This is a genomic window from Pseudomonas sp. efr-133-TYG-23 (assembly GCF_030209215.1).
GTDB classification, from domain to species: domain Bacteria; phylum Pseudomonadota; class Gammaproteobacteria; order Pseudomonadales; family Pseudomonadaceae; genus Aquipseudomonas; species Aquipseudomonas rhodesiae.
Window position 1 is genome coordinate 67,081 of sequence record NZ_JARVSL010000010.1, and the last position, 24,296, is coordinate 91,376.

Below are 24,296 nucleotides of genomic sequence, written 5' to 3' on the forward strand. Positions count from 1 at the left end.
CATCTACTTGCCCTTCGATGAAAACAAAACCTGAAAAAATGCGTCCTTTGGGGTGAGCAGGCTTGCCCTGCGCTTGGCTGCAAAGCCGCCCCCGGGCCAAGCGCCTCGGTGTGCCATATAAACCCTATTTTTTGGAGAGGGCTGCTTCGCAGCCCAGCGCAGGGCAAGCCTGCTCACCACGGCGTTTTGCATCAGCCTTTAGATACTTACGGCTATCGGGAGCAAGCCACCGCTCCCACATTGGTGTTACCAGAAGCGCTGCTGAGTCAACCGGCTCCACCACGTCAACAACACGCGGTCCACCGAACCACTGGCCGCCAGGCCAACGCGTTCCTGCAAGCTCTTGCGCTCGGCATAGTGCAGGTGAAATACCTCGGCCGTCTTGGCCTTGGTCGCCAGGTATTCATCGCTGGTCTGCAACTCATCAACCAACTGTTTATCCAGCGCGGCCACACCCAACCACACCTCACCGGTCGCCACTTCGTCGATGGCCAACTGCGGGCGATAACGCGAAACAAAGTTCTTGAACAGTTGATGGGTGATGTCCAGGTCTTCCTGGAATTTCTCCCGGCCCTTCTCGGTATTTTCGCCAAACACCGTGAGGGTGCGCTTGTACTCGCCGGCGGTGAGCACTTCGAAGTCGATATCGTGCTTTTTCAGCAGGCGGTTGACGTTGGGCAACTGCGCCACCACACCGATGGAACCCAGGATGGCAAAGGGCGCGCTGATGATCTTCTCGCCAATGCACGCCATCATGTAGCCGCCGCTGGCCGCCACCTTATCGATGCACACGGTCAACGGCACGCCGGCCTGGCGGATACGCGCCAGTTGCGACGAAGCCAGGCCATAGCTGTGCACCATGCCGCCGCCGCTTTCCAGGCGCAGCACCACCTCATCCTTGGGCGTGGCCAGGCTGAGCAATGCGGTGATTTCATGCCGCAGACTCTCTGTGGCCGAGGCTTTGATGTCGCCGTCAAAGTCCAGCACGAACACCCGTGGCTTGGCCTCGGCTTTCTGTTTGCCCTTCTTCTTTTCGGCCTTGCCCTCGGATTTTCGCAGGGCCTTGAGCTGATCCTTGTCGAGCAGGGTCGACTCCAGGCGCTCACGCAGCTCCTTGTAAAAATCGTTGAGCTTGCTGACCTGCAATTGGCCGGCGGACTTGCGCCGCCCCTTGCTGCGCAGCGCCGCGAAGCTGATCAGCACCACCAGAATGGCGACCACCAGGGTGACGGTTTTAGCTAGAAAACTTGCGTACTCGGCAAGAAACTCCATAAGACACCTATGAGGCTCGAAAGCCGCAGTCTACGGGGATTGTCGCCACCGTGTCTAACACTGTTAACCCGGCCAATATCCTACAAAAATAGCGACAAAGTCCTACTTGCGTAGTTCGATTCCCACATCATTTTCAGACCCGAAGCCCAGCAAATACGGGAGAAAACGACTTTAAACTCGGCGTTGAACACACCCACACAGGAGCGACGCCGATGCGCCCCCAGCACCTCGATACCCGCGCCTGGCTGCTCATGGCGCTGTGCATTGCATCGAGCGCCAGCCTCCCTGGCGTGGCAGCCTCCGCACAGCTCAACCCGGTCGACCTGCGCGCGCAAGAGTTCGAGCGTCGAACCCGCGAGCAACTGGAACGCGAGCAGCGCCTGCGCCTGCTTGAGCGTGAGGCCACCGTGCAATCGGAGCCCGCCGCCCCGCTCCCGCAGTCGTCCGCCATCGAACCGTGCTGGCAGATACGCGGCCTGCGCCTGACGGGCAATACCCTGCTCGAGCCGGCGCGCCTGCGCACGGTGCTGCAATCCCACCTCAGCGCGTGCATGGGCGCGTCGCCTATCAACCAATTGTTGGCGGCACTGACCGCGCTGTACGTCGAGGCCGGCTATATCACCAGTCGCCCCTACCTGAAACAGCCTCCAGAAGATGGCCAGCGCCTCGACATCGTCATCGAAGAAGGCTACCTCGAAAGCATCGAACTGGCGGATCCGGACCTACCGGTGTCGTTGCGCGGCGCGTTCCCCGACATGCTGGGCCGGCCGCTGCAACTGCGCGAGCTGGAACAGGGCCTCGATCAGTTGAACCGCCTGCGCTCAGTCGATCTGACGGTGGATGTACTCCCCGGCCAGCAACCTGGGGCCTCGCACCTGTTGCTGCGCCCGCGCTCCACTGCGCCGCGCCTGAGCAGCAGCGCGAGCTACAACAACCGTGGCGCCGAGGCGACAGGAAGGCACACGGCGCTACTCCATCTGGGGTACGACAGCCCGCTGAGCCTGAATGACTTCATCAGTGTCAGCGCCAGTACCTCCCTGGGCGACAGCCACCGCTACAGTCGTTCCCAGGGTATCTACTACACCTTGCCCTACGGTTTCTGGACCCTGGCCTTGAGCGCCAGCCAGGCCCACTACCGTTATGGCATCGCCCTGCCCAGCCAGACCGTCAGCGCCAACGGCCAGGCCCATCAATACGGCCTCGCCCTCAACCGCCTGCTGTGGCGCGATCAGCACACGTTGCTCAATGGCAACCTGCGCCTGAGCACAAAACGCTCGCAAAGCTACATCGCCGATACCTACCTGGCGATCCAGAGCCCGAGCCTGGCGGTGGCCGAGGCCAGTCTCAACCTGTTGAAGCTGGCGGACGGCATCTGGAACGCCAATGTCAGCTATGCCCAGGGCCTCGACGGCTTGGGCGCCGACCGCGACAGCCGGCGTGAATCCCGGGACTTGCCCCGCGCGCAATTTCATAAATACCGCGTCGACGTCGATTACACGCGGCACAACCCTACCGCCGACGGTGTGTGGAACAGCCAACTCGCACTGCAATACAGCCCCGACCCACTGCCGAGCCTGGAACAGTTGCTGATCACCGACCATTACGCGGTACGCGGCTTCCGCCTCGCTGCGCTGGCCGCCGCCAACGGCGCGGTGTGGCGCAACACCTTGAGCCTGCGCCGACACCTGCTGGGCCAGTTGCAGATCAGCCCGCGCGTGGGGGTGGACCTGGGCTGGAGCCAGTACCTCAAAGGCGCCGATATCCAGCGTGTAGGCGGGGCCAGCGTTGGCCTGGCCTTGAACCACCGCACCTGGCAAGTGGACGTGGATTACCAGCGCGGGCTGTTCGGCCCCGCGCTACCGATCAAGGAACGAGGTTTCTGGCTGATGGAGTTAAGCCTGCACTTATAACGCCTCCCCCAATAACAACAAGAAGGTCAAGCCATGACTAGTCATTGCCGTTTTCCATCGGTTCATCTCAAACCCTCCCATTCCCTGCGTTGGGTGATCTGCAGCCTGCTGTCGATTCACTATGGCCATCAGGCGTTCGCCGCCGATGTGGTGCCGGTGAGCGGCAATGCCCAGCGCTTCACCGTGAAGGATGTACCGGTATTGAACATCGTCGCGCCCAACCAGGCTGGGGTTTCCCACAATCGATTCGTGGACTACAACGTGCAAAGCGCAGGTCTGGTATTGAACAATGCGGTGGCGTCGGGACGCTCGAAACTGGCCGGGCAGTTACCCGCCAATCCGCAGTTCAGCGGCCGGGCGGCCGGCTTGATCCTCAACGAAGTGACCAGCCGCAAGGCCTCCCATATCAACGGCCCGCAGGAAGTGTTCGGGCGCGCGGCCGACTACGTGCTGGCCAACCCCAACGGCATCACAGTCAACGGCGCCAGCTTTATCAATACACCGCGCGCCAGCTTTGTAGTGGGCAGCCCGGAACTGGAGGACGGCAAGCTCAAGCGCCTCACCACCTTCAACGGTGCCAATCCCCTCAATGTGGGCGAGCGAGGCGTTAGCAACAGCGCCGGCGCCCTCGACCTGATCGCTCCACGCATCAGCACCAACGGTACGCTCACCGCACGGGACGATCTCAACGTCTTGATCGGGCAGAATCGCCTGCGCTACGCCGACGCCGCCATCGAAAGCAGCGGCCGGGCAAGCGCCCGCCCGGTCGACGCGCAGCTGTTGGGCGCCATGCAGGCCGGACGCATCAACATTATCAGCACCGCCGACGGCGCCGGGGTCAAGATCGCCGCGCCGCTGACAGCGCGCGGCAATCTCAAGGTGACGTCGGCCGGCAACCTGTCCATCTCCGGCAACCCTGAGCCGGTGCGCACCCGCATCAGCAGCACCAACGGCGACGTCGCCCTCGCCGCCCACAACGATCTGACACTGTCGGCGGTTGAGGTGCAGGGTCGTGCCATCGACGCCAGCGCCGGACGCCATCTGCGCCTTGAGGCCAAAACCCGCAAAAGCCAGAGCCAACAGCAAGAGTCCTGGAAAAAGAAGGTGTTGTTCATCACTACCGAAACCTACGACAAGACCACCACCCAGATCGACGTCGAACACGTCGGCACCCAGCTCAAGGCACGCACCGATCTGACGCTCAAGGCCGGTGGCGATCTGCAATTGTCGGCCTCCAGCGCCAGCGCCGGTCGCAACCTGCACGCCACGGCCGGCAGAGACCTGCGCCTTAGCGCTTTGAACGACTCCCAGACCACCCGCGAAACTCTCAACCACCGCAAGGGCCTATGGCGTGGGGATTACGACACCTCGCGCACCACCGAAACCGCCCGCGCCAGCAGCCTGTCAAGCAACGCGGCGATGAGCGTACGCAGCGGCAAGAACCTGACGGTGCTGGGCAGCCAGGTTCAGAGTCAGGGGGACCTGACGATCGAGTCCGGCAAACAGGTCAATGTCGGCGTCACGCGCGCCGCCCAGCAACGCACGCAGAACAACTACGAAGGCGACCTGCTCTCCGGCGCCGTGTTCGGCAAAAACGACAAGGACAACCGCAGCGAAGACCAATCCATCGGCAGCCGCGTCAGTGCCCAGGGCACCTTGCGGGTCACCTCCGACGATGTGCTGATTACCGGCAGCCTGGTGCTGGGGCAGCAGGACGCGGTATTGATCAGCAACAGCGGCTCGCTGACGATCGACGGCAGCCAAAGCCTGGTGCACTCGGAAAAGTCGCGCTCCGACAGCAAACTGTTCGGCCTATTCAAGGACCAGACTGACGAGCGGAAAAACGCCAGCAACCTGGTGCGCAGCCAGGTGAAGTCCCAGAGCAACCTGCGCCTGCAAAGCGCGAGTGATCTGAACGTGATCGGCGCGGATGTCGAGGCGAAGGCCGGGCTTAAACTCAGCGCCGCCGGTGATATCAACCTACTGTCGGGTACGAGCCGCGACACTACGGTCACGCAGACCACCCGCAACGGGTTCACCTCTTCCGCCACCGAGACCAAACAAGCGGCGCCCGGCATCAAGGGCTCGAAACAATTTCAAGCCGGGGTCGGCTATAGCCAGGAGCACAACACCACCACCCAGGACAGCCTCACCCATGAAGACAGCCAACTCAAAGGCGCCACGGTGGACATCACTGCCGAAAATACCGTGCGGGTCAAAGCCTCGGACGTGAGCAGTACCCAGGGCGATTTGAACATCGCCGGCCACGCCATCGAACTGCTCAGCGAAGCCGACACCACCACTCGCGTCAGTGAAACCGATACCTTCGGCCTTGGCCACTTTGTCACCGGCGGCATGGATCGAGCCGGCGGCGGTTACAAGGTCGGCCAGGAAGAGGTGATGACAAGCAGCGCCTCCACCACCGTCAAATCGAGCCATCTGAGCAGCGCCGGCGATCTGAATCTGGTTGCCGACAAGGGCCAGGGCACGCTGTTGACCGAGGCCGCGCAGGTCAAGGCTGACAAAAACCTCACCCTCAGCGCCGGCAGCGTGGAGAACCGCGCGGTCTCCAACAGCACCGTCGAAACCGAGCAGGTCAAGGGCTGGACCGCCAGTATCGGCAGCAACATCGAATACAAAGACCTCACCCGCCCGGTGCAGAAACTGGTCGAAGGGGTGGATCAGAGCAAGTTCTATCAACCCTCGGTGCTCGATGCGATTGAACCACCCAACCTGGGCGTCGACCTGGCCGTCAATGTGCTGAACACCCGCGCCGAGAGCGGAGGCACCACAGCGGTGGTCAGCACCTTCGAAGGCGCCACCGTCAACGTGCAGGTCGAGGGTGCATTGACCGATACCGGCACACGCTACACGGCCACCGAGGGAGGCGTGTCGATCAAGGCCAACAGCCATACCTTCAACGCAGCCGAGAACAGCAGCTGGCAACAGGACAACGGCACCGACACCGACGTTTCGTTAAGGCTGTACACCACCACCGGCCGCGACCTGAATGCGCGGGTTCTGGGCGTGGGCGGCAGTTTCGACCTGGGTAACACCACCCGTACCGCAGTGCCAGGCAGCATCGAGGGCAAACGCGGCATCAGTGTGCAGCTGGGCAGCGACGGCCGCTATGAAGGCAGCCGCTTCGACGCGGGACGCGGTGATTTAAAGATTCAGGCCGCCGGTTCGCTGATCTTCAACCAAGCCCGCGACTGGCAGGGTTCCGGCGAAGGCACCTTGAGCGGTTTCGGCTGGGTTGAACTGGGCAGCAGCCCAGGCACCAGCAAGAAAGCCAACGCGGGCTTCCAGTTGGATAAATCCGACTTGAGCGTCGAAGACTCCCAAGGCCGCAGTGCCGATTTGATCGCCGACGGCGTGATCGAAATCGACGCCGGGCAGGACCTGACCCTGCACGGCGCCAAAGTCGGCACGCCCAACAGCGGCGATATTCGCCTCACCGCCGGAAACCGCTTTGAGTTCCTGGCCGGGGTCGATACCCACACGGCCAATGGCGACGGGATCGGCGGCGGGGCTCGCGTCAGTGCCAAAGCGACCCAGGCTGACACATCCAGCAGCAAGAGCGGCAGCGCCGGTGCCCAGTTCAGCCTGGCTGACATCGACGAACACAGCGTGTTGCAGTGCGGTGGCACGCTCAATAGCGCGGGCACCGTGCGTATCCAGGCCGATCATGTGCGCCTGCAAGGAGTGCAGGGCCAGGCCCAGGCGTTTGAGCTGGCGGCCACCGGCGGCGACTTAGTGCTGGAGTCTGCGGTCTCCAATGAGCACCGCAACAACCGCACTATCGCCGGCGGCCTGGGTGTGAGCGGCACCCGCAGTACGGACCCGGCCAATAACGGTTCCGGCCTGTTCACGCGCGCCAAGGGTGGTGTGGACCAACTCAGCAGTCAGACCCACGACAATACCCGCCTGCGGGCTGATCGCATTCAACTCGACAGCCGCGGCGACACGCAGTTGCTGGGGGCTACCGTCACGGCGCGCGAAGTCAGCGGCACAATCGACGGCGACTTGGTGGTGCAGAGCCGTCAGGATCAGGTGGAGGGCTTGAAGGTGCAGGTCGACGCGCAATTGACCACGGAAAAGAACCCGGCGGGCGCGATCGATAAGCTCAGCGTGGCCGGCGGGCCGTGGTCGGGCAAGCTCAAGACCGCTGGAAAGAACCTTTACGAAAAAACGGCCGACAAGGCGCGCACGCTCAAGGACAAGCTGATCAGCAAGGTCGGTGGCTCGCCCGCGACCCAGGCCGGTACTGGCGCGGCCACGGGGTCGTCCACGTTGAAGAACCTGCTGTTTCAAAATCCGGCCTACCGCGACACTACCCCCACACTGCTGGGGGACTTCAGCTGGTTCAGCAATAACACGGTCGCCGAGGCGTCCGGCATCAACGGCGGCGACGGGATAACGCTGCATGTGGGCGGCGCAGTCGACCTGACCGGCGCGCGCATCGCCTCCAGCCATGGCCGCGTGGCACTGGGCGAGGCGAAGATCACTGGCCGCGACATTCAAGGCCGCGACACCCGCACGGATTTCTCGCTCAACGCCTCGACCTCGCCCCAGCAACTGGGCACAGCGCTCTACGCAGCGTTCAACAACCCCCGTGACCCGCAAAGCCAGCGCGATGAGCATTTCAACCTGGGCCTGTTGCGTACCGGCGGCCACGACCAAGGCCAACACCTGGTCAGCGGAGTCGATCAATAAGCGCGTTAAAAACATCCAGGCCCCTGTGCACAGGGGCCTTGCTCAGTTGCTCCAACACGCTTTTAAAACAAGCGTATGTTTTTCCATTGACAGCTCCCCGGCATCCTCATAACCTCGCCAGACTTTCAACGTACCGGGTGAACGGACGTGGGCAGCATCTATTTGATTCGACATGGCCAGGCCTCCTTCGGTGCAGACGACTATGACGTGCTGTCCCCCATCGGCGTGGAACAAGCGCAAGTGCTCGGTCGCCACCTGGCGGACATGGGCCTGGTGTTCGACCGCTGCATAGCCGGCGACCTGCGCCGCCAGCAGCACACCGCCACTGCTGCGTTCGATCAATACCGCACCCTCGGCCTGCCGACTCCCACCCTGGAAACCGACAGCGCCTTCAACGAATTCGATGCCGACGCCATCATCCGCGCCCTGCTCCCCGACCTGCTCGACAGCGAGCCCGATGCTTTGGACATCCTGCGCAATGCCGCACAAAACCGCGGCGAGTTCCAACGCATCTTCGCCCTGATCATCGAACGCTGGCTGGCCGGCACCTACGACCCACCAGGGCTGGAAAGCTGGCTGGGGTTTGTCGAGCGCGTCCAAGGCGGCCTGCAGCGTCTGCTGGAAGCAGCCGAAAACACCCACAAAATCGCCGTGTTCACCTCCGGCGGCACCATCACCGCCCTGCTCCACCTGATTACCCGCATCCCTGCCGCCCAAGCCTTCGAGCTGAACTGGCAGATTGTGAACACCTCGCTCAACCAGCTGAAATTCCGCGGTCGCGAGGTGGCCCTGGCTTCCTTCAACAGCCATACCCACTTGCAACTGTTGAAGGCGCCGCAGCTCATCACCTTCCGATGAACCGCGGCCAACCGTGACCCCAAGGTCACTGGACTCCACCCTTAAGGATCGAAACCATGACTGACGTAGCCAAAGCTGTAGAAGCAATGAAAGCCAAATTCAACCCAAGCGCTGCCGAAGGCTTGGACCTGGTGTTCGGTTTCCGCATCGACGACACCAAGAACTTCTCCCTGGTGGTCAAAGACAAGACCTGCGAACTCAAAGAAGGCGAGAACCCAGACGCCCAAGTCACCCTGGTGATGGACAGCGACACGCTGGAAGGCATCGTCGACGGCACCACCGACGGCATGCAGGCGTTCATGGGCGGCAAGCTGCGCACCGAAGGCGACATGATGCTGGCGATGAAGCTGAGCGAACTGTTTCCGGCCTGATAAGTCGATGCTCAAAGAATCCCGCCACCCGGCGGGATTTTTCGTTCAACCTGGCGGCCTCCGACTAACCGGATATCGGCCTTATTCCCCTCAAGCCTTCGGCGCAACACTTAATAACAACGCCACCAATGCACTCCACCCGGTTTGGTGTGACGCGCCCAGGCCGCGGCCGGTTTCGCCATGGAAATATTCGTGAAACAACACCAGCTCACGGCTGAGGGGATCAGCCTCCAACTGCGCATACCCCGCCATCGACGGGCGTGACCCGTTTTCATCCAATAGAAACAAGCGAGTCAACCGCTGGCTGAGGCCGTCGGCCACTTCTCCCAGTGACGCCAGATAACCGCTGCCCGCCGGGTACTCCACCGAAAAGTGATCGGCATAATAACGCTCGAATTCGCGCAGCGACTCGATCAGCATGTAGTTGATGGGCATCCACAACGGCCCGCGCCAATTGGAATTACCGCCGTACAGCCGCGAGTCGGACTCACCTGGCTGGTAACGCGCGCACAACGTATCGCCATTTATCTTCAGTGCCAGGGGTTGGTCCGCGAACGCCTTGGATAATGAGCGCACGCCAAACGTTGAGAGAAACTCGTCGTCAGCCAGCATGCGCCGCAGCAGATCCTTGGTGCGTTCGCCACGCAGCAGCGCCAGCAACAGGCGATTGCCCTGTCCCGGCTCGTTCCAGCGCGATACCAGTGCGGCCAAATCGGGCCGGTGGTGCATAAACCCCAGCAGGCGCTCGCGTAGCCCAGGCAAACCTTCATGCTCGCGTTGCTCCAGCACCAGCACCGCAAACAGCGGCATCAGGCCGACGATGGAGCGCAGGCGTACCGGTTCGTTCTGGCCGTCGGGGCGACGCAGCACATCGTAGAAGAACAGGTCCTGCTCATCCCATAGGCCTTCCTCGCTATCGTCGACCCGGTTGATGGCACCGGCGATATACAAGAAATGCTCGAAAAATTTCACTGCAATATCCACATACACGGCATTGCGCTTGGCCAACTCCAGAGCGATACGCATCAAATCCAGCGCATAGGCCGCCACCCACGCCGTGCCGTCGGCCTGATCGAGCTGATAGCCTGGCGGCATCGCCGCCGAGCGATCGAACAGGGCGATGTTATCCAGGCCCAGGAAGCCGCCCTGGAACAGATTGCGCCCCTCAGCGTCCTTGCGGTTGACCCACCAGGAAAAATTCAACAGCAGCTTGTGGAAAATCCGTTCAAGAAAGTCCAAATCACCGATACCGGTCAGCGCCTTGTCCTGCTGATACACGCGCCAACTGGCCCACCCATGGACCGGAGGGTTAGCATCGTCGAAACGCCATTCGTACGCCGGCAATTGGCCGTTGGGATGCATAAAGCGATCTTTGACCAGCAGTAACAACTGGTGCTTGGCATACCCCGGATCAATCAACGCCATGGCAACGGCCTGGAACCCTTGGTCCCAGGAGGCATACCAGGGGTATTCCCAAGTGTCGGGCATGGTCAGGATGTCGAAATTGGACAGGTGCCGCCAATGGCTATTGCGCAGGTGCAAGCGCTCGGGTGGCGGTGCAGGTTGGGTGGGATCGCCGTCGAGCCATTGGTTGACGTCGAAGTAGTACAGCTGTTTGGACCAAAGCAACCCTGCCAGGGCCTGGCGCTGCACATTGCGCGCGTCTGCGTCGCTGATGCCGTGTTGCAATGCCGCGTAAAAGTCATCCGCTTCCCGGCGGCGCTGTTCGAACAGTTTGCGGGCGTGGACCTGGGGCGCTTCCACGGGGGCGAAGCGCAGGTACAGGGTCTGGCTCGCCAGGCCTGGCAGATCGAGGATGAAACGCGCGGCGACCTTGGTGCCGGCCTCGCGACGAATCGCCGAATGCGCCGCGTTCACCACGTAATCGTTGATGCCATCCTTGAACGGCCCCGATGCTGGCTGCCCGTCGAGGCGAGTGGTGTTGCTCTCGTTTTCACAGAACAGCCACTCCAGCCCGTCCTGGCCCCAGGCGCTGAGCCAGCGATCCGGCAATGCAGGATGACGCGCCAACACCTGCTCGCCGTCCAGGCTCAACCGTGGCTTGGGTGCATCGAAGGTCCAGCTCCAGTCATTGCGCGCCCACAACTGTGGCAGCACCTGCAGGCGCGTCGGCTGCGGCGAGCGGTTATGCACGATGACGCGCATGAAAATATCGTCTGGCTGGTGCTTGGCGTATTCGACGCTGACATCGCAATAACGGTTGTCCTCGAACACCCCGGTATCGAGGATTTCATACTCGGCATCGCCCAAGCCTCGTCGGGCGCTCTCGGCGACCAAATCATCATAGGGGAACGCTGCATGCGGGTACTTGTAGAGCATGCGCATGTAGGCATGACTCGGCACGCCATCGACGAAAAAGTACAGCTCCTTGACGTCCTCCCCGTGGTTGCCTTCAGCGTTGTTCAGGCCGAAAAGACGCTCCTTGATGATCGGGTCGCGCTCGTTCCATAGCGCCAGGCCCAGGCACCAATGCTGCGCCTTGTCGCTGAACCCGGCCAGACCATCTTCGCCCCAGCGATAAGCGCGGCTACGTGCGTGATCATGGGGAAAGAAACGCCAGGCATCGCCGTCGGCACTGTAGTCCTCTCGTACCGTGCCCCACTGGCGCTCACTTAAATACGGGCCCCACACGCGCCAGGCATCGGCGCCCTCACCCACCAGGCGCCGGCCCTCGATCGTTTGCAGAATAGATGCGGTCATCCAACCCTCCATCAGGCACTGGTTGGCGGCCAGTGTAGAACCCATCCCCGTATCAATGCACATGAACTCGGTTTTACCTTGACTCATTCGTTTGCAGAATGAAGTCCAGAGGATTCTTCGTTTGCAAGCCGCCTCGGGGCTCAACAAAATCCGGGCAACGGCCACGCCCTCTTTCATTGTCATCAGGAATTTTTCTATGCCAGCCAGCGCCCATGTCAGCCCCGACGAGATCCGCAAGGGTTTTTCCAAGGCCATGTCCGAGATGTACCGCGCTGAAGTCCCGCTGTATGGCGCGCTGATGGAGCTGGTGGCGCAGGTCAACGCGCAGACGCTGGAGGCTGATCCGCGGCTGGCACAGCACCTGCAGCGCACCGGCGAGATCCAACGCCTGGATATGGAGCGCCATGGCGCGATTCGCCTGGGCACGGCTGCCGAGCTGGCAACCATCCGCCGTTTGTTCGCGGTTATGGGCATGCAGCCGGTGGGTTATTACGACCTGACGCCGGCGGGGGTGCCGGTGCACTCCACGGCATTTCGTGCGGTGCATGAAAGCGCGCTGCAAACCAGCCCGTTCCGCGTATTTACCTCGCTGCTGCGCCTGGAACTGATCGAAAATCCCGACCTGCGCGCCTTCGCCGAAAACGCCTTGGCCAAGCGCTCGATCTTCACCCCGGGCGCCCTGGCACTGATCGAACAAGCGGAGCGAGACGGTGGCCTAAACGTCGAGGATGCCGATGAATTTATCCGACAGGCCCTGGAAACCTTCCGCTGGCACCACACCGCGACCGTCACCGCCGCGCAGTACCAGCAACTCAGCGACCAACACCGCCTGATCGCCGACGTGGTGGCCTTCAAAGGCCCGCATATCAACCACCTCACTCCGCGCACGCTGGACATCGACCAGGTGCAAGTGGCCATGCCCGGCAAAGGCATCACACCCAAGGCCGTCATCGAAGGCCCGCCACCCCGCCAGTGTCCGATCCTGCTGCGCCAGACCAGCTTCAAAGCCCTCGACGAACCCATCGCGTTCACCGACGCCCAAGGCAGCCACAGCGCACGTTTCGGCGAAATCGAGCAACGCGGCGTCGCACTCACGCCCAAGGGCCGCGCGCTGTATGACCGACTGCTGAACGCCGCCCGCGATGAACTGGGGGCGTTCCCCAACGAGGCGAACGCCGCGCGCTATGGTCAACTGATGGCGCACCATTTCCAGGCCTTCCCCGACACCTACGCGCAACTACGCGAACAGGGCCTGGCCTACTTCCGCTACTTCGCCACTGCGCAAGGCCTGGCGGTACGCGGCAACCCCGCACAACCCCGCACCCTGCCGGAGCTGATCGACGCAGGCCATATCGATGTGGAACCGCTGGTGTACGAGGACTTTCTACCGGTCAGCGCGGCGGGGATATTCCAATCAAACCTGGGGGACGCTGCGCAAAGCCACTACACAACCAACTCAAACCAGGCTGAATTCGAAAAAGCCCTCGGCAGCCCGACGATCGATGAATTGAAGTTGTATGGGGAGACACAACAGCGGTCGGTGGATGAGTGTATGCGGGTGTTGCTGGGCTGATTTAGTTGCTCGCCTCTGGAACTCTTCGAACTCTAAATTTTTGCTATCGCGCTTGGCCATGAGAAAGGGACTACATGATTTTAGGACCCTCACAATTTGATAAATTTTCTGTACGGGACGAAGCTCAAAACACAGCACTCATCGTTTCGGATAGAAAAAATCATGGAAGCGTTGAAGAAAATTATAGTCGTAGGAGCCGGTCATATGGGCAGCGCCATCGCACTTGGATTGCGACGCGCCAACCCAGAAAGCTCGATATTAGCAATTGAACCCGATGCCGTTCGCCGAGCGTCAATCATCAATGGCGGCATCACTGCGATAGAAATATTGCCAAACCCCATTGCGTCGGAGGTTTTATTCCTAGCAACGACACCTCAAGACTTTTCAAATTTCTTGGAAATAAACCCTCATATAAAAAAATACAAAGGCATCATAATTTCAGTGATGGCCGGGACGTGTATATCCGAACTTACAGACCGATTGAATTGCTCACAGGTATTTCGTGCAATGCCAAATCTTGCTTGTGCCGAGAATGAAGGCGTCACGATTGTATTGGCAGCAGCTTCTGTAACCCAGAGCAATAGTAAAAAAGTCAAAAATCTTCTTTCGGGGCTTGGCTTACTACTTTTCATTCAAAACGAAAAGCTGATGCATAGCGCCACTGCTTTAGTCGGGGGCGGGCCGGCATACCTTTCATTTTTTGCAGCAGCCCTTTACGAGTACGCAATTAGTAGCGGTTTCGAAAAAGCAAGCGCTCTGCTAATTACAGCTCAATTAATGAGCGGCACCTCCAGACTACTAAAACTAGCTCAGGACGATCCAATTAAGCTCTGCGAAAGAGTGATGACACCTGGGGGAACTACACAACAAGCAGTTAACATCTTCGAAAAAAACCAGATTAAAAAAACTATTATCGATGGATTGAAGACTGCTTGCGCGCGATCAGCGACCCTGGGAAGGAGCACGTAAAAATGCAAGGACTTCTTGATCATAATGAAACAGCCGCCAAAAAACACTTAAGCACTGAACATATCGAGAACAAATACAAAATTTATTTTGGCTTGGGGCTGTGTATAAACCTAACTCATGCACCTAAAGTTTTCAAAGTAAGCCCAGCCGGAATAAAGCTTGGAGACTACTTGGTGCGCTCATTAGACTCTAGTGCTTTTAGGCAAAGCTTTTTAGATCTTGGTACGGGCACCGGTGTTCACGCACTTTTAATGCGTAAACTCGGCAACAATGACATCACCGCTACGGACATATCCGAAATATCAATAAAACAAGCAAAATTTCATGAAAACTTAAACTTTAAAAACAACAAAATAGAATTCCATACTGGGGATTTATTCGAAGACCTATCTGAGAGACGGTTTCAAACAATAGTTTTCAACCCTCCCGGATGGCGAACACCTTCACAGGCTCTGATTAATAAATTAAGAAAAGCAGACCCAGCAACAGAATTACCCATTCAAGCCATGTTTTATGGGGATGAGGTAGTATCACGTTTTCTTGAGCAGCTCCCCGCCCACCTTAACTCCAAAGGAAAAGCAATTATAGGGCTCAATTCTTTGATCGGAATACAGGACGTACTTTCCAGGTACATTCAAAAACACCGAGGTACGCCTCCACTAGCCTACAAGCTAATAGAACGACATACAATTCCGCTTCTCTATTACTCAAATGGCTGGCAATCCATTGAAAAAAGTTTAAAAGAGGAGTTCGAAAAATGGTCTAAACAAGACTTAGCCGCTTACTCCACAGACGTACACGGGAATATATTTTGGTCCTATGAAATCATCGAGCTTTACCATCGTGCGACCTAAACATGTTAGCAAAACACGCCTCCCGTCAAAGTTATTACTTAGCAATATTCTTTTCAGGCATAGCAAATTTTTTGCTTGGAGCCTCCGCTCTCTACTGGAAAGAATTTAGCGAAGTTCCAACTGTAACACTGGTAGCATACAGGATAGTATTATCAACTATTATCCTTGCCGCGCTGCTTTTCATCCCAAGCAACCTCAAACAAATAAAAAAACTAACAAAGAAGTCAATAACTATACATTTTTTCGCTTCTTTCCTCGTTGCTATAAATTGGGGAACTTTCATATGGGCGTCCATAAATGGATTCGTGCTGGAGAGCGGGCTTGGATACTTGCTGGCTCCGTTCATCTCCATCGGATTAAGCCTTTTAGTGTTCAATGATCAGATAAGCCGCAACAAAGCGTGGTCAATTTCGATTGCATTAATTTCGATCATTCTTCTTATATTTTGGAGTGAAAACCTCAGCCATTTTACTTATTTAATAATCGCTTTCACATGGGGCTCCTACACATACATAAAGAAGACCACCATTTTGAACGCCTTAAGCGGTTTATTTTTAGAAACGTTTTTCCTAAGCTTGTGCTTAGCATTAGCCGTATGGCTATTGAGTCTTCCGATTATTCTACCTAGCAGACTTCCCGAAGGTACAAATCAACTAATCTGGCTCGCTGGCATCGTATCTGTGACGCCCTTGTTGATGTTTTCTTTTTCTTCAGGAAAAATCCCATTATCGCTGACTGGGCTTATGCAGTTTATTTTACCGCTAACACTTCTTTCCATTGGGCTGCTTTTCGGTAATCCCGAAACACCCAACACATCACAAATAATGATTATTACAATAACAAGCATACTATTGATCCTTATCGCTTACGACACGCTTGTCACTCCCGGACCAGATAAATGAGAATTAAAAAAGTGAACAACCATTATGACGTCATTGTTATCGGCCTTGGAATCATGGGTGCAGCAACATTATGGAGGTCGTCGAAAAACTCATCGAAAATAATGGGTATTGATGCTTCAAGTCCGACTTATAGCAGAGGATCTTCCCAAGGAGCATCGAGAATTTTCAGGCAAGCTTACTGGGAAGGTTGCAAGTACCTTCCATTACTTAGACAGGCAAATCTATTATGGAATGAACTTGAACAAACAAGTCAGATGCAACTAATTGTTAGAACTGGAGGAATTTTTATTGGGCATGAGCACAGCCGCCTAGTAGCAGGAAGTATTAACACTGCCATGGAGGGAAGCGTCGATCATGAAATATGGACAGGATTGAAGATAAAAAATAATTTTCCAGCCTTCAATATATCAGAGCAAATGAAGGGCGTATTCGAACCAGGCGCATATGCAATATCGGCCAGCAATGCTAGATCGTGTATGCTAAATCAGGCGGTTAAGTCTGGCGCCACCGCTGTTTTTGGTGACTGCGTTACTGCAATCGAAAACCATAAGCGGGGAGTACTTGTCAAAACGAGACGTGGACAGATTTATGTTGCCAAATCAGTTATCGTTACGACCGGCCCATGGATTGCAAAATATTTGATGCCTGAACTGAACCACCTGTTAGATCCGCGCCAAGTTCCAGTGTATTGGTTCAAGCCGAAAAACTCGTCAAAGCAACTCTTCTCGGCTGATCATTTCCCGGTGTTCTTATACGAACGTCAGGACGGAAGCCTTCTTTATGGCTTGCCGTCAATTTGCAACTCCGAACCTGGCGTAAAAATTGGTTTTCACAATCGACAGCAAACCTCTGAAAATCCTCAATGGAAAAGCGTACCAGTACAAGATAATTACATAAATGATATATCTGAAGCTGTTAGCTTGATATTTCCGGAGCTGGAGAAAAAACCCATATGCGCAAAAAATTGTTATTACACGATGAGCATTGACGAATCTTTTCTCATAGATCGATCCCAAATAATGGAATCCGTATATTTCGCATCCGTTTGTTCTGGGCATGGCTTCAAATTCGCGCCAGCCATTGGCGATGCTTTAGCCAATATGGCCTTTGAACGACAATGTGCCGTGCCACTTTCAGAGTTTGAAGTGCAACGCTTCAATTTAATATCATGCAAATTCTAAACCCCACACGCGCCAGCAAACTTATCACTTTTTATGGTGCAGGCAAGCTGCTCGCAAATAGCCTAAGGACGCGGCGCCCAAACAGATGCGCTACGTCATCATTAGCGCTTTTCGCAAGCTAGCTTGCTCATATTTGGCATTAGCCCAACTGCGCCACAATCTTATCTTTGACCAACAAGCGTTTTTTCTTCAGTTTCTCCACGTCTTCATCGCTGGCACTTGCTCCTTCGGCCTTTACCACTTCCGCGTCGGCGACGTCGTATTGGTCGAGCAGCGAATCCAGGCGTTTGTCACTTGCCCTGCGTTCGTGAACGGCCTCCTTGCTCAACCCCAAATCCTGATACAGGTCGTGTTTCACTGGCATGGCGTACCTCCGCATGTTGATCGATGGCTTACGCCTTTGAAGCTAGACCATTCCCATGGGCTTTGTCATGTCCGGGTTGATCTTGCCCCGTTCGTCGCGGCAGGTGAGATGAGATCAAACCTTTTGCGCCGCCCTGCCCTCCACTGCAGATCGCAACCCGAGGGAGACCGGTTCATGACTCATCCAGCCACTGCTGTCGACACTCAATGCATCAACACCCTGCGTACCCTGGCGATGGATGCCGTGCAGAAGGCCAATTCCGGCCATCCCGGCACGCCCATGGGCCTGGCGCCGGTGGGGTATACGCTGTGGAGCCGATTTTTGCGCTACCACCCGGAGCAGCCTGATTGGCCTAACCGAGATCGCTTTGTGTTGTCGGTGGGGCATGCCTCGATGCTGTTGTATTCGCTACTGCACTTGGCCGGCGTGGTGGAGGTTGATGCCCACGGTCAGCGCACCGGCCAGCCGGCGATCAGCCTGGACGATATCAAGCAGTTCCGCCAAGCCGACTCGAAGACGCCGGGGCACCCGGAATACCGCATGACCACCGGTGTCGAGACTACCACCGGCCCGCTGGGCCAGGGGTGCGCCAATAGCGTCGGCATGGCCATGGCCGAGCGTTGGCTGGGTGAGCGTTTCAACCGCGACGGCCAGGTGCTGTTCGACTACAACGTCTACACCCTGTGCGGCGACGGCGACATGATGGAAGGCATCAGCAGCGAGGCCGCATCCATGGCCGGCCACCTGAAGCTGGATAACCTGTGTTGGATCTACGACAACAACACCATCAGCATCGAAGGCCATACTGAGCTGGCGTTCAGCGAGGACGTGATCAAGCGCTTCCAGGCCTATGGCTGGCACACGCTGCATGTCACCGACGCCAACGATCTGGGCGCCTTGAGCCAGGCGCTGCAAGCGTTTCAGGCCAACACCGGGGCGCCCACCCTGATCGTGGTCGACAGCGTGATCGGCTATGGCTCGCCCCATAAGCACAACACCGCCGCTGCCCATGGCGAACCCTTGGGCGATGAAGAAATCCGCCTGACCAAGGCCGCCTATGGCTGGCCCGAGGATGCCCAGTTCCTGGTGCCCGATGCCGCACGCACGGCATTGCGCGATGCGCTGTATGAGCGGGCCGAACCGTTGTTTCAACAATGGAATCAGACCCTGGCCAGCCTGGATCCACAACGTGCCGACGAACTGCGGCGCATGCGCGCCGGCGAGATGCCTGCGCACTGGCAAGACGAATTGCCAACCTTTGAAACGGACGCCAAGGGCGTCGCCAGCCGCGCTTCCGGTGGCGAAGTACTGAATGCCTTCGCCCGACAAATCCCCTGGCTGCTCGGCGGTTCGGCGGACCTGTCGCCGTCGACCAAGACCAGCCTCACGTTCGACGGCGCCGGGCGTTTCAGCGCCGACGACTACAGCGGGCGCAACCTGCATTTCGGCATCCGCGAGCACGCCATGGGCGCGATCGCCAACGGTCTGGCGCTTTCTTACCTGCGGCCCTACACCTCCACCTTTCTGGTGTTCAGCGACTACATGAAGCCGCCGATCCGCCTGGCGGCAATCATGGAGCTACCGGTGGTGTTCGTGTTTACCCATGACTCGATCGGCGTGGGTGAAGACGGGCCGACGCACCAACCCATCGAACACCTCACCCAACTGCGCGCCACCCCAGGGCTGTTGACCCTGCGCCCGGGCGACGCCAATGAAACCCTGGAATTATGGAGGGTCGCCCTGGCACAGACCCAACGGCCCAGCTGCCTGGTGCTGTCGCGCCAACCGTTGCCGACGCTTGACCGCAGCCGCTATGCGGCGGCCTGTGGTGCGGCCAAGGGCGCCTATGTGCTGGCGGCCGCTGACCAGCCTGAGGTGATCCTGATAGCCACGGGCAGCGAGGTCAGCCTGGCCGTGGACGCCTATGAACAGCTCAAGGCTGAAGGGATTGCCGCGCAGGTGGTGTCGATGCCCAGCTGGGAGCTGTTTGAAGACCAGGACCAGGCCTACCGCGACAGCGTATTGCCGCCTGCCGTGAAGGCGCGCGTGGTGATCGAACAGGCCGGCCCTCTGGGTTGGGACCGTTACGTCGGCCAGACGGGCGCCAAAGTGGTGATGAACAGCTTCGGCGCCTCGGCTCCATTGGCCAAATTGCAGGAGAAGTTCGGGTTCACGGTTGAGCATGTGGTGAAACAGGCCAGGGCTCAGATCGACCTTAACCAGCACTGATCAAAACCTGTGGGAAGGGGGCTTGCCCCGATAGCGAAGGGTCAGCGACAAATGGGCTGACTGACCCGCTGCCATCGGGGGCAAGCCCCCTCCCACCTTTGGAACCCATCACTTATTAGATCATCGCCTTGGCAAGGAACGGCGCAGTCCGGCTCTTTTTGCTTTTGGCCACCTTCTGCGGCGTGCCGCAGGCCACTACGTTGCCGCCCAGATCACCGGCTCCCGGGCCGATATCGATCACCCAGTCGCTCTGGGCCACCACGCGCATTTCATGTTCCACCACAACCACCGTGTGCCCCGCGTCCACCAGTTGATTGAGCTGGCTGAGCAAGCGGTCGACGTCCCGTGGGTGCAGGCCGGTGGTGGGTTCATCCAATACATACAAGGTGGCGCCACGGGCATTGCGTTGCAGCTCGGTGGCCAATTTGATGCGCTGCGCTTCGCCGCCGGACAGCTCCGTCGCCGGTTGGCCCAGGCGCAGGTAACCCAGGCCGATATCCCGCAACACCTCCAGCGAACGCAGCACGCCCGGCTGTTCGGCAAACACCTCCACCGCCTGGTTCACCGTCAGCCCCAGCACCTGGGCGATGTTCATGCCTTGCCACTTCACCGCCAGGGTTTCGGGGTTGTAGCGCGCGCCATGGCAGGTTGGGCACGGTGCGTAGACGCTGGGCATAAACAGCAACTCGACGCTGACAAAGCCCTCGCCCTCGCAGTTGGGGCAGCGGCCCTTGGCGACGTTGAACGAGAATTGCCCGGCATCGTAGCCGCGCTTCTTCGCTGCTGGCGTGGCGGCAAAAAGTTTGCGCACGTTGTCGAACAGCCCGGTGTAGGTCGCCAGATTGGAACGCGGCGTGCGGCCAATGGGCTTCTGATCCACCTGCACCAAACGCCGGATATGTTCCAACCCAGCGCCGATACGTCCGCCGCTGGCTTGCGGCGCGTCATCTTCCAGGCTTGGTTCGTCGTCACTTTCCACCACGCGCCCAAGGCCACTGCCCACCAGTTCGAGCAGCGCCTGGCTGACCAGGCTGGACTTGCCTGAACCGGAAACCCCGGTGACGGCGGTAAAGCAGCCCAGCGGAAAATCCACCTGCAACTCTTTGAGGTTATTGCGCGTTAGGCCCTCCAGCGTCAGCCAGGCGCTGGGCTCACGACGCGCGGCAGTGGCCGGGCGCGGTGCGGCGAACAGGTACTCGCGGGTCTGCGACGCCTGCACCTCGGCCAGGCCGGCGGGCGGCCCGCTGTACAGCACTTGCCCACCCTGCTCGCCGGCAGCCGGGCCGACGTCGATCAGCCAATCGGCGCGGCGCATGGTTTCCAGGTCGTGCTCGACTACAAACAACGAATTGCCCGCCGCCTTCAACCGCTCCAGCGCGGTAAACAAGGCTTCGCCATCGGCCGGATGCAGGCCGGCCGATGGTTCGTCCAACACATAAATCACCCCAAACAATTGCGAGCCCAACTGAGTGGCCAGGCGCAAACGCTGCAATTCGCCTGACGACAAAGTCGGCGTGCTGCGTTCCAGGGACAGGTAGCCCAAACCCAGTTCGATCAGCGTATTAACGCGTTCCAGCAGGTCCTCAGCAATACGCTGCGCCGCCAGACGCTTTTCCACCGACAGTTTCATGCGGTCTTCGCCCGCCGCCACCGGTCGCAGCAACTCGGCCAGCTGCGTCAACGACAGCTGGGACAACTCGCCGATGTCCACCCCGGCAAATTTCACCGACAACGCCGCTCGGGTCAGGCGTTTGCCCTCGCACAGCGGGCAAGGGCTGCCCTGCATAAACTGCGAGACGCGCTTTTTCATCAGCGCGCTCTGAGTGTGGCTGAAGGTGTGCAGGATATAGCGCCGCGCACCGCTGAACGTGCCTTGGTAACTGGGTTCCAACTTGCGCTTGAGCGCCTCGCGGGTCTGCTCCGGGGTGAAACCGGCATACACCGGCACCGTCGGGGTTTCTTCGGTGAAGAGAATCCAATCGCGCTGTTTTTTCGGCAGGTCGCGCCACGGGATATCCACGTCATAGCCCAGCGTCACCAGGATGTCGCGCAGGTTCTGGCCCTGCCACGCCAACGGCCAGGACGCCACCGCGCGCTGGCGGATGCTCTGGGACGGATCGGGCACCATCAGCGCTTCCGTCACCTCATACACGCGGCCCAGCCCATGGCATTGCGGGCACGCGCCCTGGGGCAGGTTCGGCGAGAAATCCTCGGCATACAGCATGGCCTGCCCTGCCGGGTATTGCCCGGCGCGGGAATACAGCATGCGAATCAGGCTCGACAAGGTGGTCACACTGCCCACCGATGAGCGTGCACTCGGCGTGCCGCGCTGCTGTTGCAGGGCCACCGCCGGCGGCAAGCCTTCGATGCTGTCCACATCCGGCACGCCCACCTGATCGATCAAGCGCCGCGCATACGGCGCCACCGATTCGAAATAGCGGCGCTGAGCCTCGGCATACACCGTAGAAAACGCCAGGGACGATTTGCCCGAGCCGGACACGCCGGTAAACACCACCAGGGCATCGCGCGGGATGTCCACATCGACGTTGCGCAAGTTGTGTTCGCGAGCGCCGCGCACGCGCACAAAGCCAGCGGCCTGGGCCGTGAGCGGCGGGAGGTTGCGTTGTGAGGTCATGGTCAACCTTATCGAGCGGTGAGCACGCTGCGCACCCGTTGCGTCAAGGCTTCGGGGCTGTAGGGCTTGCTCAGCAGATGAATGTCGGGAGTCAGCAGATGGTTGTTGGAGAGGATGTCGCGGGTGTGGCCGGAGGTGAACAGTACCGGCACCGGCGGAATCTGCTCCCGCGCCCACTCGGCCAGGTCGGTGCTTTTGACCCGGCCCGGCATCACCACATCGGTGAAAATCAGCTCCGGTTGCAGGCCCGCTTGCAGCTGGCGCATGGCCTGGTCGCCATCTTCGGCGGTGAGCACGGTGTAGCCCGATTGTTCGAGCACCTCCACCACGGTCAGGCGCACGCCCTCGTTGTCTTCCACCACCAGGATGGTTTCCCGGCCACACTCAGAGACCACCGGCTCGGCCGGCACCTCCAGGCACTCCTCGCCGAGGCTGCGCGGAAAATACAGCTGCACCACGGTGCCCTTGCCTTCTTCGCTGCACACATCCACATGGCCGCCACTCTGACGCACAAAGCCGAACACCATACTCAGGCCCAGGCCCGTGCCGTGGCCATCACGCTTGGTGGTGAAGAAGGGTTCGAACACTTTGGACTGGATGGCCGGCGACATGCCCACCCCGGTATCGGCCACGGACAGACGCACGTACTCGCCGGGGTTGACGCTTTTGCCCACGCAATCGTCGGGGTTGAGGATGATGTTTTCGCCGCTGATGCGAATCACACCTTCGCCTTTCATGGCGTCCCGGGCATTGATCGCCAGGTTGAGCAAGGCGTTTTCCAACTGGTGACGGTCGACGTGGATGCACCAGGGGTCGCGGGGCAATTGCACGTCGATATGAATGGTTTCGCCCAAGGCGCGTTGCAGCAGTTCACCCAGGGTTTCGTAAATACGCAGCGGGTTGTACACCGCTGGCGACAGCGGCTGGCGCCGAGCAAACGCCAGCAATTGGGCCGACAGCTTGGCGCCACGGTCCACGGCGGCAATCGCGGCGCTGACCCGGCGTTGCACATGCTCATTGTGCGGCTCATGCCGCGCCAGCAAATGCAGGTTGCCGGAGATCACTTGCAGCAGGTTGTTGAAGTCGTGGGCCACGCCGCCGGTGAGGCCGCCAATGGCTTCCAGTTTTTGCGACTGGCGCAACTGGTCCTCAGCGGCGGAACGCGCCTGCACTTCGGCGGCCACCCGCTGTTCCAGGTTGTGCGTGAGTTCTTGGCGCACCTGCTCGGACTTCACCAGTTCGGTGGTCTCCACCACAATCGCCAACACCCCGGCCGGTTGCTGGTCATCGCCGGCGACGGGGCTGTAGTACAGATCCAGCCACACGGTCTCCGGCAGGCCGTTGCGCAACAGCACCAGGTCTTTATTGTTGAACGATAAGGTGCCGCCAGCCAGGCAGGTGTCCACCACATGCCGATTGAAATCCGCCACTTCCGGCCAACCCAGTTCCACCGGCGTGCCCAATAGATAAGGGTGACGTCCACCGGCAAAAGCCGAGTAACTGTCGTTGTAAATCATGTAGCCCGCTCGCCCCCACAGCATCACCATCGGCACCGGAGACGCCAGCATCATTTGCACGGTGCAGGCCAGGCTGGTGGACCATCGATCGATCGGTCCAAGGTCGGTGGTTGACCAGTCGAATGCGCGAATACGCTGGGCCATTTCACCGGCCCAACCTTCACAGCCGTGTGGGTTGGATAAAAATTGCATCGTTCGGCTCTGCGCAGAGAAAGGACGGTCGC

Annotated in this window: 15 protein-coding genes; 10 read left to right on the forward strand and 5 right to left on the reverse strand. The window is 59.1% G+C overall.

The genetic code is table 11. The features are described from left to right. Positions 1-246: 246 nt before the first annotated feature. A complete protein-coding gene (gene sohB, locus QRN41_RS06450; protein WP_034138408.1) occupies positions 247-1,272 on the reverse strand; it encodes a protease SohB in 1,026 nt (341 codons plus the stop codon). Positions 1,273-1,484: 212 nt separating this feature from the next. Between sohB and QRN41_RS06455 the strand changes: the two genes are divergently transcribed. The 4 genes from QRN41_RS06455 to QRN41_RS06470 all read left to right on the forward strand — a co-directional run bounded on the left by QRN41_RS06455 (position 1,485) and on the right by QRN41_RS06470 (position 9,127). After that, positions 1,485-3,182 (forward strand): ShlB/FhaC/HecB family hemolysin secretion/activation protein, encoded by a 1,698-nt coding sequence (locus QRN41_RS06455; protein ID WP_285421343.1) that lies wholly within the window; start codon positions 1,485-1,487, stop codon positions 3,180-3,182. A gap of 33 nt (positions 3,183-3,215) precedes the next feature. Then, positions 3,216-7,898: a hemagglutinin repeat-containing protein gene (locus QRN41_RS06460; protein WP_285421344.1), complete on the forward strand. Its 4,683-nt coding sequence runs from the start codon at positions 3,216-3,218 to the stop codon at positions 7,896-7,898. A gap of 147 nt (positions 7,899-8,045) precedes the next feature. Then, positions 8,046-8,756 carry a histidine phosphatase family protein gene (locus tag QRN41_RS06465; protein WP_034098340.1) on the forward strand — a complete coding sequence of 237 codons (711 nt, stop codon included), beginning with the start codon at positions 8,046-8,048 and terminating at the stop codon, positions 8,754-8,756. 56 nt (positions 8,757-8,812) lie between these two features. Then, complete coding sequence (locus tag QRN41_RS06470; protein ID WP_034098342.1) at positions 8,813-9,127, forward strand: SCP2 sterol-binding domain-containing protein; 315 nt, start codon at positions 8,813-8,815, stop codon at positions 9,125-9,127. A 90-nt stretch (positions 9,128-9,217) separates the two neighbouring features. On the opposite strand, the gene QRN41_RS06475 is transcribed toward QRN41_RS06470, so the two are convergent. Beyond that, complete coding sequence (locus QRN41_RS06475) at positions 9,218-11,848, reverse strand: MGH1-like glycoside hydrolase domain-containing protein (protein ID WP_285421345.1); 2,631 nt, start codon at positions 11,846-11,848, stop codon at positions 9,218-9,220. A 196-nt stretch (positions 11,849-12,044) separates the two neighbouring features. Between QRN41_RS06475 and hglS the strand changes: the two genes are divergently transcribed. The 5 genes from hglS (at position 12,045) to solA (ending at position 17,327) form a co-directional block, all read left to right on the forward strand. Then, a complete protein-coding gene (gene hglS / locus QRN41_RS06480) occupies positions 12,045-13,421 on the forward strand; it encodes a 2-oxoadipate dioxygenase/decarboxylase HglS (RefSeq protein ID WP_285421346.1) in 1,377 nt (458 codons plus the stop codon). 162 nt (positions 13,422-13,583) lie between these two features. Continuing rightward, complete coding sequence (locus QRN41_RS06485; protein WP_285421347.1) at positions 13,584-14,390, forward strand: pyrroline-5-carboxylate reductase family protein; 807 nt, start codon at positions 13,584-13,586, stop codon at positions 14,388-14,390. A 2-nt stretch (positions 14,391-14,392) separates the two neighbouring features. Continuing rightward, a complete protein-coding gene (locus QRN41_RS06490) occupies positions 14,393-15,244 on the forward strand; it encodes a methyltransferase (RefSeq protein WP_285421348.1) in 852 nt (283 codons plus the stop codon). 2 nt (positions 15,245-15,246) lie between these two features. Further along, positions 15,247-16,146, forward strand: a complete 900-nt coding sequence (locus tag QRN41_RS06495) for an EamA family transporter (protein ID WP_285421349.1) — start codon at positions 15,247-15,249, stop codon at positions 16,144-16,146. Next, positions 16,143-17,327 carry an N-methyl-L-tryptophan oxidase gene (gene solA, locus QRN41_RS06500; protein ID WP_285421350.1) on the forward strand — a complete coding sequence of 395 codons (1,185 nt, stop codon included), beginning with the start codon at positions 16,143-16,145 and terminating at the stop codon, positions 17,325-17,327. Before QRN41_RS06495 ends, solA begins: the two co-directional genes overlap by 4 nt. 139 nt (positions 17,328-17,466) lie before the next feature. On the opposite strand, the gene QRN41_RS06505 is transcribed toward solA, so the two are convergent. Next, positions 17,467-17,691, reverse strand: coding sequence for a DUF465 domain-containing protein (locus QRN41_RS06505; RefSeq protein ID WP_034098345.1), 225 nt, complete (start codon positions 17,689-17,691; stop codon positions 17,467-17,469). A 174-nt stretch (positions 17,692-17,865) separates the two neighbouring features. On the opposite strand from QRN41_RS06505, the gene tkt reads away from it, so the two are divergent. Continuing rightward, positions 17,866-19,920, forward strand: coding sequence for a transketolase (tkt, locus tag QRN41_RS06510; protein ID WP_285421351.1), 2,055 nt, complete (start codon positions 17,866-17,868; stop codon positions 19,918-19,920). 115 nt (positions 19,921-20,035) lie between these two features. Here tkt and uvrA read toward each other — a convergent pair whose 3' ends face one another. Beyond that, positions 20,036-22,555, reverse strand: coding sequence for an excinuclease ABC subunit UvrA (gene uvrA, locus QRN41_RS06515; protein ID WP_285421352.1), 2,520 nt, complete (start codon positions 22,553-22,555; stop codon positions 20,036-20,038). A gap of 8 nt (positions 22,556-22,563) precedes the next feature. Further along, on the reverse strand, positions 22,564-24,264 hold the full coding sequence (locus QRN41_RS06520) for an ATP-binding protein (RefSeq protein ID WP_167417670.1): 1,701 nt from the start codon (positions 24,262-24,264) through the stop codon (positions 22,564-22,566). Positions 24,265-24,296: the final 32 nt, after the last annotated feature.